Raw genomic sequence first — 13,582 nt, 5'->3', positions numbered from 1 at the left:
CCGAGATGATTGCACTTACAGCGGCGGAAATCGCCGACATAACCAACGGCCGGCTCACCGCGGAACCGGGAATTACCCCCGCATCCGTGGTGACCGACTCCCGCGAGGCCACGGCGGGTTCCCTCTATGTGGCCAAACCGGGGGAGAACGCCGACGGGCACGACTTCGTGGGCGCCGCCATCGACCGCGGTGCCGTCCTGGCGCTCGTCGAGCGCGAGGTCGCCGACGCCGCCGGAACGAATTATCCCGCCGTCGTCGTCGAGGACGCTGTCCTCGCCATGGGCGCGCTGGCCGCCGAATCGGTCCGCCGGATCCGCGCCAGCCGCGCGGCTGCCGGCGCCGCGTTCACCGTGATCGGCATCACCGGTTCCGCCGGCAAGACCACCACGAAGGACCTGCTCGCCGGGATCTTCGCGGCCACCGGCGCCGAAGGCGCCACCGTTGCGCCGCAGGGGTCCTACAACGGCGAGATCGGCGTCCCGCTCACCGTCTTCAAAGCCGATTTCGACACCCGCTACCTCGTCATCGAGATGGGCGCCACGGGCATCGGCCACATCCAATACCTCGCGGACATGGTCCGGCCGGAGATCGGCGTCGTGCTCGGCGTCGGCTCCGCCCATGCCGGCGAATTCGGCGGCATCGAGAACATCGCGGTCGCCAAGGGCGAACTCGTTGAAGCGCTTCCGGCCGACGGCACCGCTGTGCTGAACCTGGACGACTCCCGCGTCGCCGCGATGGCGGCCCGGACCCAGGCCCGCGTGCTCGGCTACACCTCCCGCCCGGCCGGCATGGGCCAGGACAACAGCGTCCAGGCGGACGTAGCCCAAGCCCATGTGGCCCCAACCAATGTGGTCCGTGCCGAGGGTGTGGAACTGAACGACGAAGGCCATCCCGAATTTGAGCTTTACCTCCCCGGCGACGGGGGCACGCACGGGACAGCCCAGCATCACGTCGCCGCCAAGCTGATCGGTGCCCATCACATGGCCAACCTCCTCGCGGCTGCTGCTGCGGCGCACGCGGCGGGCATCCCCGGCGCGCAGATCGCGGCCTCGCTCAGCGAGCAGGCCGCCGCCAGCCGCTGGCGGATGGAGCGCACGGAGCGTCCTGACGGCGTGACCGTCATCAACGATGCCTACAACGCCAACCCGGAGTCCATGCGGGCCGCCCTGCGGACGCTGGCCGAGTTGGGCCAGGGCCGGCGCACCTGGGCGGTCCTGGGCGCCATGCTGGAACTTGGCCCCGATTCAATCCGTGAGCACATCGCAGTCGGCACCCAGGTGGTGCGGCTCAACATCTCCCGGCTCGTCGTGGTGGGCCGGGAAGCCCGGTCGCTGTATGTCTCGGCCGTCAACGAGGGCTCCTGGGGCGACGAATGCGTTTTCGCCGAGACTGCGGACGAGGCCTACGACCTCCTTCAAGCCGAGCTCCAGCCCGGCGATCTGGTCCTGTTCAAGTCCTCGAACGGCATCGGGCTGCGCCACTTGGGGGATCGGATAGCATTACCCCCACATGCCGCCAAAGACTCTCCCGAGCGACCTGCTGAGGGAACCGCCGCAACCGCCACCGAAGGGAGTGCACAGCTGTGATTGCACTGCTGATGGGCGCCGGAATGGCGCTGTTCCTCGCGTTTGTGGGCACCCCGCTGTTCATCCGGTTCCTGGTCCGCAAGGGCTACGGACAATTCATTAGGGATGACGGACCCACGTCCCACCACACCAAGCGTGGTACGCCCACAATGGGTGGCGCCGTGGTGGTCCTGGCCGTACTGGTCAGCTACGGGCTCACGCACCTGTTCATGTGGATGATGAACCCGCACTCCCCGGGACCAAGCGCCTCCGGGCTGCTCCTGCTGTTCCTCATGGTGGGCATGGGGCTGGTCGGTTTCCTGGACGACTTCATCAAGATCTCCAAGCAGCGCAGCCTGGGGCTGGATACGAAGGCCAAGCTGATCCTCCAGGGCGCTGTTGGCATCGTTTTCGCCGTGCTGGCGCTGAACTTCCCCAACGCTGCCGGCGAGACACCGGCCTCCACAAACATCTCACTGGTGCGCGATATCCCCTGGCTTAACCTGGCCTTCGCCGGAACCGTGCTCGGTGCCATCCTGTTTGTGCTCTGGTCCAACCTGATTGTCACGGCTGCGACCAACGGCGTGAACCTCACCGACGGCCTCGACGGCCTCGCGGCCGGCGCTGCGGTCATGGTGTTCGGGGCGTACACGCTCATGGGCATCTGGCAAAGCAACCAGGCGTGCGGGTCTCCGCGGCAGGCCGGCGGTGGCTGCTACTCGGTCCGCGACCCCCTGGACCTGGCCCTGTTGGCTGCCATCCTGAGCGCGGCGATGGTCGGATTCCTGTGGTGGAACACCTCGCCCGCGAAGATCTTCATGGGCGACACCGGCTCCCTGGCCATCGGCGGCGCCGTGGCAGCTTTCGCCATCCTGTCCCGCACGGAGCTGCTGCTGGCCTTCATCGGCGGACTCTTCGTCCTCATCACGCTCTCGGTGATCATCCAGGTGGGCTACTTCAAACTCACCAAGGGCAAACGGTTCTTCAAGATGGCACCGCTGCAGCACCACTTTGAACTCAAAGGCTGGGCCGAAGTGACGGTGGTGGTCCGGTTCTGGATCCTGTCCGGATTGTTTGTCGCCGCCGGCCTGGGCATCTTCTACGCCGAATGGGTGGTACTGCTGTGACCGGACCGATCCCCACCCCGCTCACCACCTCACCCCGGCTGCAAGGGCTCACCACCTGGGATTCCGACTGGTCCGGCCTGCGCGTCGTGGTCACCGGCATCGGCGTCTCGGGCTTCGCCGCCGCCGATACCCTGATTGAACTCGGTGCCCGGGTGGTGGTGGTGGACGCCGCCACCAGCGCCAAGGCGCTGGCCCAGGCTGACACGCTCCGGATCGTCGGCGCCGCGGACGTCCTGCTGGGCGAGGAAGCAGTGGAGTCCGTTCCGAAGATCGACGGGCACAAGCCTGACCTGGTGGTAACGTCCCCGGGCTGGCGCCCGGACCAGGCCTTGCTCGCCGCTGCGGCGCGGGCACACATTCCGGTGTGGGGCGACGTCGAGCTCGCGTGGCGGCTCCGCGAACGCAAGGGCCGCAAGACTGCCGACTGGATGACCATCACTGGCACCAACGGCAAGACCACCACGGTGGGCCTGACCGAGTCCATGCTCCAGGCCGCCGGGCTCAAGGCGATCGCCGTGGGCAACGTCGGGACCCCGATCCTGGACGCCCTACGGGACCCGGTGGACTACGACGCTTTCGCGGTGGAACTCTCCAGTTTCCAGCTGCACTGGAGCCACTCGGTGTCCCCGGTGGCCAGCGTGTGCCTCAACGTCGCCGAAGACCACGTGGACTGGCATGGTTCCTACGCCTCCTACCTGGCCGACAAAGCCAAGGTCTACGCGAACACGCAGAAGGCCTGCATCTACAACGCCGAGCAGATCGAGACCGAACGCATGGTCGAGGACGCGGACGTGGTGGAAGGCTGCCGGGCCGTGGGCTTCACCACACTGACGCCTGCCATCAGTATGCTCGGCGTCGTGGAGGGTCTGTTAGTGGACCGCGCGTTCATCGCCGAACGCAAAGACAGCGCAGCCGAACTCGCCTCCATTGCTGATTTGGGGTCGGCGGCACCGCGCCACATGGTGGCGAACGCGCTGGCAGCGGCCGCCCTGGTCCGGGCTTACGGACTGGAGCCGTCGGCGGTCCGCCAGGGCCTGCTGAACTACCTCCCGGGCGACCACAGGATCCAGCCCGTGGCCCGCCATGAGGGTGTGCTCTGGGTCAACGACTCCAAAGCCACCAACCCGCACGCCGCTGCCGCCGCTTTGTCCGCGTTCCAGAACGTGGTGTGGATCGCCGGAGGCCTGTCCAAGGGCGTGAACTACGACTCCCTGATCCAGGAACAGGGCAGCCGGCTCAAGGCCGTGGTCCTGATCGGCACGGACACCAGCGATCTGCAGGCCGCACTGAAGCGACACGCGCCCGATGTCCCCGTGATCTTGCCGGCCAAGGGCGAGACTGAAGACGTGCAGACTGCCGGAACGGCCAAAGCCGCCGCAGGCCCTTCGCCGATTTTCAGCGAGACTGTGATGGCCCAGGCCGTTGCCTCGGCGGCGCAGCTGGCCGCTTCCGGGGACACTGTGCTCCTGGCCCCGGCGGCTGCTTCCATGGACCAGTTCTCTTCCTATGCTCACCGTGGCGATGCCTTCATCGAAGCTGTCCGCGAGCTCGTGGAAGGGCAGGCTCAGACCAGCGAGGAGTAACAATGGTCAGCACGCCCACACGTACGACGGCGGCACGATCCGCCGCAGGCGGGGCCAGCAGTGACGGGGCCAGCAGTGGCGGGGCCACGGCTAGCAGGACGCCCGGCGGCAGGCCCGCCGTCACTCCGGCAGCCCGGGTGCTTGCCTGGAACCGCGGATTCTGGTCCGCGCTCGAAGGCACTGGCAAGTCCCGCAACGGATCCACGTACTACCTGATCCTTGGCTCCACCCTGGCACTGACGGCGATCGGCATCATGATGGTCCTCTCCGCCTCCAGCGTGGAAGCGATCGCGGCGGGGGAGTCGCCGTACTCCGCCGCCCTCAAACAGGGCGGATTCGCCGCGCTTGGCGTTTTCGCGATGTTTGTCCTCTCACGCGTCAACGTCATCTGGTTCAGGCGCTTCGCCTGGCTGCTCATGGGGCTGGCCATTGCGCTGCTGGGCCTGGTCCTTCTCGTGGGACGCAGCGCCCTGGGCAACCAGAACTGGATCGACGTCGGCCCGTTCACCTTCCAGCCCTCCGAAGCCGCCAAGCTTGCCCTCGCGCTCTGGATGGCCACGGTGCTTGACCGCAAAGCGAAGCTCCTCCAGGAATGGCGCCACGCGCTCATCCCGGTCGTGTTCCCGGGTGCTGCTGTGGTCCTGGTCCTCATTCTCGCCGGAAACGACCTCGGCACGGCCATGATTGTGATGATCATCGTGGCCGCCGCGCTGTTCTTCGCCGGCGTCCGGCTGTCCTTCTTCGCCATTTCCGGGGCGTTACTGGCCATCGGCGCGACGGTACTCGCCGTCACGAGCCCGAACCGGATGTGCCGCATCCTGTCCTGGACGGGCCAGACCTGCGCCGACGGCTCAGACCTGAACTACCAGTCCACCAACGGCCTGTACGGGCTGGCGTCCGGCGGCTGGTTCGGCGTCGGACTGGGCCAGAGCCGGCAGAAGTACAGCTGGATCCCGGAAGCGCACAACGACTTCATCTTCGCGATCATCGGCGAGGAACTCGGGCTGGTGGGGACACTGGTCGTCCTGGTCCTCTTCGCCATCCTCGGCACCGCCATCTACCGGGTGGTCGTCGCACAGCACGATGTTTTCCACCGCGTCCTGGCCGGCGCGATCATGGTCTGGCTGCTGGGCCAGGCCAGCGTCAACATGGCCGTGGTCACCGGGCTGGCACCGGTGATCGGCGTCCCGTTGCCCTTCATTTCCTACGGCGGCTCGGCCCTGCTGATGTCGCTGTGCGCAATCGGCGTCGTCCTGTCCCTGGCCCGGGCCCAGATGGACCCGGGCATGCAGCCGAAGAAGATGCTCAGGTTCGGCCCGGCCGCCTTCGCGAATTCCGTGCGGCGCGCCCGCGCTGCCCGGGCCGCCAGCACTGCGGCCAGCCGATCCGCCGCCCGCCCCGCGGGCAAACCGGGCGCCCGCCCCGGCGCCAAGAGCGGCACAAAGCCGGGCGCCAAGCCCGGCGCCAAGGTCGCCGGGAACGGCGCCGGGGACCCAGCCAGGAATGCGGCCAACAAGTCGTCGGCCAAGGTCCCCACCAGCAAGAACCCTGCAGGCAAAATTCCCACCATCAAGAACTCCGCCTCCAAAAACCGTACGAAAGCGTAAACAGCCCTTCATGAACACTGAGACGCCCTTGTCCGTGGTCCTTGCCGGCGGCGGAACCGCCGGCCATATCAGTCCGCTGCTGGCGATCGCCGGGGCCCTCCGGCAGTCCCGCCCCGGAGTGCGGCTCCTGGCTGTGGGGACTCCCGGCGGGATGGAGGCGCGGCTGGTCCCGGCGGCCGGGCTGGACCTCGCCACCATCAGCAAGGTCCCGCTCCCGCGCAAGCCGTCCGCTGACCTGCTCCGGCTTCCGGGCCGGATGGCCGCGGCAGTGAAGCAGGCGGGCTCCATCCTGGATGAGGCAGGAGCCGACGTCCTGGTGGGAGTCGGCGGCTATGTGTGCACGCCGATGTACGTCGCGGCCCGACGCCGGAAGATCCCGATCGTGGTCCACGAGGCCAATACCCGCCCCGGCCTGGCCAACCGGGTCGGCGCACGCCTCGGCGCCCACGTGGCCGTTGCCTTCGCCGCGACCAAACTGGGCCGTGCACGGCACGTCGGCATGCCGATGCGCCCCGAAATTTCCGGCCTCGACCGCGCGGCCGCCCAGGCCGGTGCCCGGCAGGCGCTCGGGCTGGACGCGGACAAGCCGACGCTGATTGTCACGGGCGGCTCCTCCGGCGCCCAAAGCATCAACCGGTCCCTCGCCGCGGCCGTGGGAGCCCTCGCCGACGCCGGCGTGCAGACTCTGCACATCACCGGCCGCGGCAAGGCCGTGCACGACGCCGACGGCAAGCCGCTCGCCGCGCCGGGCTACCGGCAGGTGGAATACGTGGACGGCATGGAAACCGTCTACGCCGCCGCGGACCTCCTGCTGGCCCGTGCCGGAGCCGCCACCGTCTGCGAGGTGGCCGCGGTGGGCGTGCCCGCCGTCTTCGTCCCCCTGCCCATTGGCAACGGCGAGCAGGCGCTGAACGCTGCGGGCCTCGTCGCCGCAGGCGGCGCCTTGATGGTCGACGACAAGGCCTTCTCCGTCGACTGGATCCGCGAGAACATCATTCCCCTGCTCCTGGACCCGGACAAGCTGGCCCGGATGGCCGCCAGCTCCGAACAGCTCGGCATCCGGAACGCGGACCGGCGGATGGCCGATCTCATCCTCGAAGTCGCGTCCTCAAACCCGCTCAGCAGAAACCAGCAGCGCCCGACACAGCACGGCAGGAAGCAGTAGAGCAATGACCCAGCCCCAACAGGGAACGCGTTCCCTCGAATCCCTCGGCCGCGTTCACTTCATCGGCATCGGCGGCGTCGGTATGTCCGCCGTTGCCCGCATCATGGTGGCGCGCGGCATCCCGGTGAGCGGCTCCGACGCCAAGTCGCTTCCCGTCATGGATGACCTCGCAGCCGCCGGGGCGCGGATCGCCGTCGGCTATACTCCCGGCAACCTCGGCGACGCCCAGACGGTGGTCGCCGGCTCAGCCATCCGGCCCGACAACCCCGAGCTCGCGGCGGCGCGTGCCGCCGGGCTTCCGGTGCTGCACCGCTCCGAGGCGCTGGCCGCCACCATGGCGGATGACACCGTGGTGGCGGTCGCCGGAACGCACGGCAAGTCCACCACAACCTCCATGATCACGGTGCTGCTGCAGGGCGCCGGACTGGACCCGTCGTTCGCCATCGGCGCCAACGTCCCAGCGCTCGGCGTCAACGCGGCCCACGGCACCGCGGGGATCTTCGTTGCGGAGGCCGACGAGTCGGACGGCTCCTTCCTGAACTACCGCCCCGTGATCGCCGTAGTAACCAACGTCGAGCCGGACCACCTGGACTTCTACGGCACCGCCGAGGCCGTCTACGCCTCCTTCGACAGCTTCACGGCCTTGCTCCCGGCCGACGGCGTCCTGGTGGCTTGCGCGGACGACCCCGGGGCCAGGGCCCTGGCCGAGCGCACCCTGGCCCGCGGCAACACCCGCGTGGTCCTGTACGGGACGGCGGCCGACGCCGCCATCCGGCTACACGACGCCGAACCGGGCCAGGTGGAAATCTCGACGACGGCCGGCACCTTCGGCGTCGAACTCCAGGTTCCTGGCCGGCACAACGCGCTCAACGCTGCGGCCGCCTTCGCTGTGGCGATCGAACTCGGCGTCGCGCCGGAGACCGCGGCGGCTGCCCTGGCTCACTTCTCCGGCGCTTCGCGCCGCTTCGAGTTCAAGGGGGAGGGGCGCGGCGTCCGCGTCTACGACGACTACGCCCACCACCCCACGGAAGTCCGGGCCGCCCTGTCCGCGGCACGGGCCGTCGCCGGGCAGCACAAGGTGCATGTCCTCTTCCAGCCCCACCTGTTTTCCCGGACCCGCGAATTTGCCCGCGAGTTCGCCGAAGCCCTCAACACAGCTGACACGGCCCTGGTCCTGGACATCTACCCTGCCCGCGAGGATCCCATTCCCGGTGTCACCAGCGGGCTGATCGCCGAGCACCTGGGCTCCGGCGGCCGCCTCGTCGGACCGGGCGGGGACGCTGTGCAGGCACTTCTGGCCGACGCCGGACCCGGAGACATCGTGCTGACCGCCGGCGCCGGCGACGTCACGGCCTACGGGCCGCTGATTGTCGACGCCCTCACGATCGAGGCCGCCGGTGCCTAGCACCAGGCGGCCCACCTACCGGGGCGGATCCAACGCTTCCGGAACCGGCTCGCGGCCGCCATCCGGCGGAACGGGCACGGATGTCATTTCAGCGTCCAAGAACGCCGCGGACATTGCCAGCGGCCACTCGAAGAACACTCAGCATCCGCAGGGCCCAGCAGATGTCGGGTCCGGCAAGGTGCTGTCCTTCCCTGAGCCCAAGGGCAAACGTCGCCGACGCATCCTGCTCAGCACCATAGCCATCGTGGCCGTGCTGATGGCGGGGATCGTCGCGGCCGCCGTCTACTCGCCGGTGCTCGCCCTGCGGACGGTCACGGTGGAGGGCACCAAGATGCTGACACCGGCTCAGGTTCAGGCCGCCCTCGCGCCCCTTCAGGGCAAGCCACTGCCGCAGATCAGCGAGGAGGAGGTCGCAGCCCTGCTTAAGCCGCTGGTCCAGGTCAAGGGCGTCTCCGCGAAGGCGCTGCCGCCCGCCACCTTGCAGGTGCACGTCACCGAGCGCATTCCCGTGGCGCTGGTCAAACAGGGCAAGACATTCCAGTTGGTGGACGTCGACGGCGTCCAGCTCAGCACCACCGCGGATGCCGCCTCGGTGTCGCTCCCGGTGATCGACGGCGGCAGCGGAACACTTCCGAAGGACCTCTTCCAGGCCATCACCGCGGTGCTGGGGGCGCTGCCGGCGGATGTGCTGGCACGGCTCTCCAACGCCTCGGCCGCCTCCGCCGACGCCGTCGAACTCAAACTCGACGACGGGCAAACAATTGTCTGGGGCAACGCGGGGGAGAAGGAGCTGAAGGCACGGGTCCTTTCGGCCCTCCTGAAAGTCCCGGCCGATCCGAAGAACCCCGTCAAGGTCTACGATGTCAGCGTGCCCCGGCACCCCGTCACGCGGTAGCTGCGACGCCGAGGGACGCCCAACTGCCCTCGGAAGCACATACAGGGGCTATTTGGCCGGTATTCCCGCGACACGCGGCGGCGGTTATTGAATGTCCCCGGCATAGGAAATACCGTCACAGACATGAGTTACTTGACATAACTATAACCTTCAAGTCGAAGGTTAAGGTTCAAAGATTCAAGCAGGACTCGACCAGTTTTCGCATTAGTACACGAACAAGGGACACGTAACGTGGCAGCTCCGCAGAATTACTTGGCCGTCATCAAGGTCGTCGGCATCGGCGGCGGTGGCGTGAACGCAGTCAACCGCATGATCGAGGTCGGTCTTCGCGGCGTCGAATTCATCGCCATCAACACCGATGCGCAGGCATTGTTGATGAGCGATGCCGACGTCAAACTCGACGTCGGGCGTGAGCTGACCCGTGGTCTCGGTGCTGGCGCGAACCCTGAGGTTGGCCGCCAGGCCGCCGAGGACCACGCCGATGAAATCGAAGAGGTCATCCGGGGCGCAGACATGGTCTTCGTCACCGCCGGCGAAGGCGGCGGAACCGGTACCGGCGGCGCCCCCGTCGTGGCCCGGATCGCCCGTTCCCTTGGCGCCCTGACCATCGGCGTCGTGACACGTCCCTTCACCTTCGAAGGCCGCCGCCGCGCCGGCTCCGCCGAGGCCGGCATCGACGCCCTGCGCGACGAAGTCGACACCCTGATCGTGATCCCGAACGACCGGCTGCTCTCCATCAGCGACCGCAACGTTTCCGTCCTGGATGCATTCCGCTCCGCCGACCAGGTGCTGCTCTCCGGCGTCCAGGGCATCACGGACCTCATCACCACCCCGGGCCTGATCAACCTCGACTTCGCCGACGTCAAGTCCGTCATGCAGGGTGCCGGTTCCGCGCTGATGGGCATTGGTTCTGCCCGCGGCGAAGACCGTGCCGTCAAGGCTGCGGAGCTGGCCATCGCCTCCCCGCTGCTGGAAGCATCGATCGACGGCGCACACGGCGTCCTGCTCTCCATCCAGGGCGGCTCGGACCTGGGCCTCTTCGAAATCAACGAGGCAGCCCGCCTGGTCCAGGAAGTCGCCCACCCGGAGGCCAACATCATCTTCGGCGCCGTGATCGACGACGCCCTCGGCGACGAGGCACGCGTCACCGTCATCGCCGCCGGCTTCGATGACGTCAAGGCCACCTCGCCGTCCATGGACCAGTCACTGCCGGCCGCCCCGCAGCGGCCCACGTCCGCTGCCCCCGCTCCGGCGCAGGCACCCGCCGCCGCCCCGGTCCAGCCGCTGCACGCCACCGTCGGTGCCTCGGGCTACGGCGGCTGGGGCCAGCAGCGCCCCTCCGCGGTACCGGCCGACTCGGGCTTCGACGTCGACCTCCCGGCCGTCGTGGAGCCGGACCTGTCCGGCCGGCACTCCGATGACCTGGATGTCCCTGACTTCCTCAAGTAAATCGTTCCGCTTCAGCATGGCACCGCCGTCCGGCGGTGCCATGCTGCTTTGCGGCGGGATACGGTGGATTGTATGAACGTAGATATTCCGGACATGTCGATGGCGGTGTTGTGATTGTTTTGCTGGCGGGCTGAAGTCCGGCCGGGCGTGTGGGTGGCCTTCACCGACGCCGGAGCCGGGAACCTGGCACTGCATGTTGGCGATGACCCCGCGGCGGTCCGCCGCAGGCGTGCGGAGCTCGAAGCGGCCGCCGGGCTCGGCGGGCGGGCCTTCCGCTACATGAACCAGGTCCACGGCAATGATGTGGCCACGGTCGTCGGGTCGACGGCGGCATTACCGACGACGGCGACAGCCGATGCCGCGGGCCACGTGCCGGCCGCCCCCACAGCCGATGCCCAGGTCTCCCTGACCGAGCCGCTGGCCGTCCTGGTGGCGGACTGTGTGCCCGTGGTGCTGGTCGGCGAAGACGCGGCCGGGGCGCCTGTCCTCGGTGTTGTCCACGCCGGCCGGCCCGGCGTTGCCGCCGAAGTGGTACCGGCCGCCGTGGCCCGCCTGCGGGAGCTCGGCGCGGACGGCATCAGCGCCTGGATTGGGCCCTCGGTCTGCGGCCGCTGCTACGAGGTCCCCGAAGACCTGCGCGCGGACGTTGTCGCAGCCGTGCCCGCCACGTGGTGCACCACATCCACCGGCGCCCCCGGCCTGGACCTGCCGGCAGGTGTGCGGAGCCAGCTGCAGGCAGCGGGCGTAGCGATCGAATACTCCGGGGGCTGCACACTCGAGGACGAGACCCTCTTCTCCTACCGCCGCGACAGCCACACCGGCCGTTTCGTGGGGCTGGTGTGGGCGAACGGGACGCATGTGACCAGAGCGCACGGCCATGACTGAGCCTGTGGACGTACCGGACGCAAGCGCGTTCAAGTCGGTCAACGGGCCGGGGGCGAGCCGGGAGGACGCGCTGGAGGGCCCGCGGCTTGCCCAGCTGGGCGCGAACCTCGCGGCCGTCCGCCGCAGGATCGACGCCGCCGTGGCCGCCGCCGGCCGCCAGGCGACGCCACCACGACTGATCGTCGTCACCAAATTCCATCCAGCGCAGGACGTCCGGCGGCTGGCGTCACTGGGCGTCACCGACGTCGGGGAAAACCGGGACCAGGAGGCCGCCGAAAAAACGGCGCAGCTCGAAGACCTCGGCCTGAGCTGGCACTTTATCGGCCAGCTTCAGAGCAAGAAGGCCAAATCCGTGGTGAAGTACGCCGCGTCGGTGCACTCCGTGGACCGGGAGGCTCTGGCTTCCGCACTCGCCAAGGCGATGGCTGCCGAAAGCGAACGCACCGGGCGGCCGCCCCTGGAGTGTTTCATCCAGGTCAGCCTGGACGAGGACGCAGGGGCGCACCGCGGCGGCGCAGCCCCCGACGAGGTCCCCGCACTGGCCGAACTGCTGGCCGGCGCTGCCGAACTGCGGCTCGCCGGCGTCATGGCCGTGGCCCCGCTCGGGGCGGATCCGGCGGCTGCCTTCGAGAAGCTGGCAGGCATTTCCGGGCGGCTGGCTGAACAATATCCGGGCGCCACGGGAATATCCGCCGGAATGAGCCAGGACCTCGAAGAGGCGGTCCGATTCGGGGCGACACACCTACGCATAGGCTCCGATATTCTCGGTCCGCGTCCGGCCCTGCGGTAAGTTCGACATATTGGAAGGTAATGGCGGGGATTCCAAGGCTGTCTAGTCACTAAGCGGCCCGCTTACGGACAAGATTAGGAGTCGACCATGGCTGGCGCTCTGCGCAAGACAATGATCTATCTTGGGCTCGCCGACGGCGACGAACACTACGAGTCTGAGCACCCCACACCGCACAAGGATGAGGACGAATCCATGGAGCAGGACCGCGAGGAACGACGTGCTCCGGCGCCCGTCCGCGAGGTCCCCCGGGAAGAGCCTCACGCCGCTGAAGAGGAATATCGCGCACCTGTGACACCCATCAAGCGTGCGGCATCGAGCCGCGAAGAGACCACCGGACTCCGGCAAATCACTACCATCCATCCGCGGTCGTACAACGACGCCAAGCTCATTGGTGAAAGCTTCCGCGATGGCATCCCCGTCATCATGAACGTCACCGACATGGGCGAGGCTGACGCCAAGCGCCTCGTGGACTTCTCCGCCGGACTCGTTTTCGGCCTCCGCGGCAGCATCGAACGGGTGACGAATAAGGTGTTCCTGCTCTCGCCGTCGTACATCGAGGTCATCGGCGATGACAAGAAGGTCAGCGAGACCCAGGCAAGTTTCTTCAACCAAAGCTAGGCCCGAATATCGTTGCGGATGCCAGGCAGGGACACCTGCCTGGCATCCGTGCGGAATTATCCGTGTTGAAATAGAAGTGACACTTTCCTTAGGACACTGCGGTATCCGGAATGAACATGGAGATATGAGTTAGCTCATGGGAATTGTTTTCGGACTCGTCTATATCGCTCTGTTGCTCTTCTTTGTGGCATTGATCATCCGCCTGGTCTACGACTGGGTGCAGATGTTTGCCCGAAGCTGGCGGCCGCGCGGCATGGCACTCGTGGCGGCCCATGCTGTGTATTCGGTCACGGACAAGCCGCTCAAGTTGCTCCGCCGGCTCATCCCGCCGCTGCGGCTGGGCGGAATTTCACTGGACATCGGCTTCCTGCTCCTGTTCGTGGCCGTCAGCGTGGCGATGTGGATCGTCAAGGGCCTGGTGTACGCCCAGCCGATCGCAGCATGAGCCGCCGGAGCCGGGCATGCGACTTGCCCGGGCCCAGGCCCACACCGA

11 protein-coding genes and 1 pseudogene are annotated in these 13,582 nt (G+C 67.9%); all 12 read left to right on the top strand.

The window, feature by feature from the left end; translation table 11 throughout:
• Window positions 1-5: 5 nt before the first annotated feature.
• Window positions 6-1,586, top strand: a complete 1,581-nt coding sequence (gene murF, locus ACFRJ8_RS20320; RefSeq protein ID WP_377988174.1) for a UDP-N-acetylmuramoyl-tripeptide--D-alanyl-D-alanine ligase — start codon at window positions 6-8, stop codon at window positions 1,584-1,586.
• Window positions 1,583-2,692, top strand: coding sequence for a phospho-N-acetylmuramoyl-pentapeptide-transferase (gene mraY, locus ACFRJ8_RS20315; RefSeq protein WP_377988173.1), 1,110 nt, complete (start codon window positions 1,583-1,585; stop codon window positions 2,690-2,692). The genes murF and mraY overlap by 4 nt, the downstream gene beginning before the upstream one ends.
• Window positions 2,674-4,275 carry a UDP-N-acetylmuramoyl-L-alanine--D-glutamate ligase gene (gene murD, locus ACFRJ8_RS20310; protein WP_377988172.1) on the top strand — a complete coding sequence of 534 codons (1,602 nt, stop codon included), beginning with the start codon at window positions 2,674-2,676 and terminating at the stop codon, window positions 4,273-4,275. The genes mraY and murD overlap by 19 nt, the downstream gene beginning before the upstream one ends.
• Window positions 4,276-4,277: 2 nt before the next feature.
• Window positions 4,278-5,594: pseudogene (gene ftsW / locus ACFRJ8_RS20305) on the top strand (putative lipid II flippase FtsW); the annotation flags it as partial.
• A 298-nt stretch (window positions 5,595-5,892) separates the two neighbouring features.
• Window positions 5,893-7,047 (top strand): undecaprenyldiphospho-muramoylpentapeptide beta-N-acetylglucosaminyltransferase, encoded by a 1,155-nt coding sequence (murG, locus tag ACFRJ8_RS20300; RefSeq protein WP_377988171.1) that lies wholly within the window; start codon window positions 5,893-5,895, stop codon window positions 7,045-7,047.
• A 4-nt stretch (window positions 7,048-7,051) separates the two neighbouring features.
• Entirely contained in the window at window positions 7,052-8,452 is a 1,401-nt protein-coding gene (gene murC, locus ACFRJ8_RS20295; protein WP_377988170.1) for a UDP-N-acetylmuramate--L-alanine ligase, read from the top strand.
• Window positions 8,445-9,347 carry a cell division protein FtsQ/DivIB gene (locus tag ACFRJ8_RS20290; protein ID WP_377988169.1) on the top strand — a complete coding sequence of 301 codons (903 nt, stop codon included), beginning with the start codon at window positions 8,445-8,447 and terminating at the stop codon, window positions 9,345-9,347. The genes murC and ACFRJ8_RS20290 overlap by 8 nt, the downstream gene beginning before the upstream one ends.
• Window positions 9,348-9,578: 231 nt before the next feature.
• Complete coding sequence (gene ftsZ / locus ACFRJ8_RS20285) at window positions 9,579-10,796, top strand: cell division protein FtsZ (RefSeq protein WP_277526893.1); 1,218 nt, start codon at window positions 9,579-9,581, stop codon at window positions 10,794-10,796.
• Window positions 10,797-10,910: 114 nt separating this feature from the next.
• The gene (locus ACFRJ8_RS20280) at window positions 10,911-11,681 is read left to right on the top strand and encodes a polyphenol oxidase family protein (RefSeq protein WP_377988168.1); all 771 of its coding nucleotides are present in this window, start codon (window positions 10,911-10,913) and stop codon (window positions 11,679-11,681) included.
• Window positions 11,674-12,471 (top strand): YggS family pyridoxal phosphate-dependent enzyme, encoded by a 798-nt coding sequence (locus ACFRJ8_RS20275; protein WP_377988167.1) that lies wholly within the window; start codon window positions 11,674-11,676, stop codon window positions 12,469-12,471. The genes ACFRJ8_RS20280 and ACFRJ8_RS20275 overlap by 8 nt, the downstream gene beginning before the upstream one ends.
• An 87-nt stretch (window positions 12,472-12,558) precedes the next feature.
• Complete coding sequence (locus ACFRJ8_RS20270) at window positions 12,559-13,089, top strand: cell division protein SepF (protein WP_026266243.1); 531 nt, start codon at window positions 12,559-12,561, stop codon at window positions 13,087-13,089.
• 136 nt (window positions 13,090-13,225) lie between these two features.
• Window positions 13,226-13,534: a YggT family protein gene (locus tag ACFRJ8_RS20265; protein ID WP_277526897.1), complete on the top strand. Its 309-nt coding sequence runs from the start codon at window positions 13,226-13,228 to the stop codon at window positions 13,532-13,534.
• The last annotated feature ends 48 nt before the right edge of the window (window positions 13,535-13,582 follow it).

This window comes from Arthrobacter sp. NPDC056886 (assembly GCF_042788715.1).
In the GTDB taxonomy this organism is placed as follows: Bacteria; Actinomycetota; Actinomycetes; order Actinomycetales; family Micrococcaceae; genus Arthrobacter.
This window is presented reverse-complemented; position numbering and strand designations above follow the sequence as displayed.

Bases quoted from the DNA above. Each gene is read 5' to 3' on its own strand.
- murF (WP_377988174.1), top strand. From the start codon at position 6: ATGATTGCACTTACAGCGGCGGAAATCGCCGACATAACCAACGGCCGG.
- murD (WP_377988172.1), top strand. From the start codon at position 2,674: ATGGGTGGTACTGCTGTGACCGGACCGATCCCCACCCCGCTCACCACC.
- murG (WP_377988171.1), top strand. From the start codon at position 5,893: ATGAACACTGAGACGCCCTTGTCCGTGGTCCTTGCCGGCGGCGGAACC.
- murC (WP_377988170.1), top strand. From the start codon at position 7,052: ATGACCCAGCCCCAACAGGGAACGCGTTCCCTCGAATCCCTCGGCCGC.
- ACFRJ8_RS20275 (WP_377988167.1), top strand. From the start codon at position 11,674: ATGACTGAGCCTGTGGACGTACCGGACGCAAGCGCGTTCAAGTCGGTC.
- ACFRJ8_RS20270 (WP_026266243.1), top strand. From the start codon at position 12,559: ATGGCTGGCGCTCTGCGCAAGACAATGATCTATCTTGGGCTCGCCGAC.
- ACFRJ8_RS20265 (WP_277526897.1), top strand. From the start codon at position 13,226: ATGGGAATTGTTTTCGGACTCGTCTATATCGCTCTGTTGCTCTTCTTT.